Source organism: Streptomyces sp. WAC04114 (assembly GCF_019733245.1).
Taxonomy (GTDB): Bacteria; Actinomycetota; Actinomycetes; order Streptomycetales; family Streptomycetaceae; genus Streptomyces; species Streptomyces massasporeus_A.
In genome coordinates this window covers 1-779 of record NZ_JAIGQA010000394.1, presented here as the reverse complement: position 1 = coordinate 779, position 779 = coordinate 1, and the positions used below count along the sequence as shown (strand labels likewise).

The window sequence follows — 779 nt, the reverse complement described above, 5'->3', positions numbered from 1 at the left end:
CAGTCCGAGAAAGGCCAGGTAGTTGCCAGGTTTTCGTTCGTAGCGGTGGTTGAGGCGGCGGTAGCCGGTCAGCCAGGACATGGTGCGTTCGATGACCCATCGGCGGCGACCGAGTCGTTCACTCGAGTCGATGCCCTTGCGGGCGATGCGGACGCCGATGCGCTTGCCCCAGAGCCATCGCCGCAGGTGAGGGATGTCGTAGGCCTTGTCGGCATGAAGACGCACGGGCTTGGAATCTGCCGCATGGAATTCGTGTCCCATGTGGAAATGGGACAGCATCGGCTTCAGGGCGAGACTGTCGTGGGTGTTGGCCGCGGAGAGTCCGACGCGCAGGGGCAGTCCGTCCGCGTCGGACAGGACGTGCATCTTGGAACCGGGCTTACCCCGGTCCACAGGGCTCGGACCTGCAAGTTCGCCCCCTTTTTAGCGCGGACGTGAGCCGAGTCGAGGACCGCCCGGGACAAGTCCACCAGACCCTTCTCGTCCAGGAGCTGGAGAACCTTCTGGTGCAGCCGGCCCCATACCCCGGCTCTGGACCAGATCAGGAACCGGCGATGGACGGTCGATTTCGATGCACCGAAGCACGGTGGCAGCGCCCTCCAGGCGCAGCCGCTGACCAGCACATAGATGATCGCGGCGAACACCGCCTCATCATCGATGTTCGCGACCCCGCCGCCCTGAGGACGCACCCGCGCCGACGGCAGCAACGGCCTCGCCAACTCCCACAGGCCATCCGGAATGATCCAACCCCACCGCCCACTCCCCATACTCCACTCAAC

The 779-nt window shown here is 65.0% G+C and carries 1 protein-coding gene; it reads right to left on the bottom strand.

Going from position 1 to position 779, the window contains the following annotated elements; genetic code table 11:
• A protein-coding gene (locus K4G64_RS39400; RefSeq protein ID WP_221760640.1) for an IS5 family transposase occupies nucleotides 1-767 on the bottom strand; the annotation gives its coding sequence in 2 pieces (ribosomal slippage) (nucleotides 1-425 and nucleotides 425-767; 768 coding nt annotated over the 2 pieces). This gene is flagged as partial in the annotation.
• Nucleotides 768-779 lie beyond the last annotated feature (12 nt).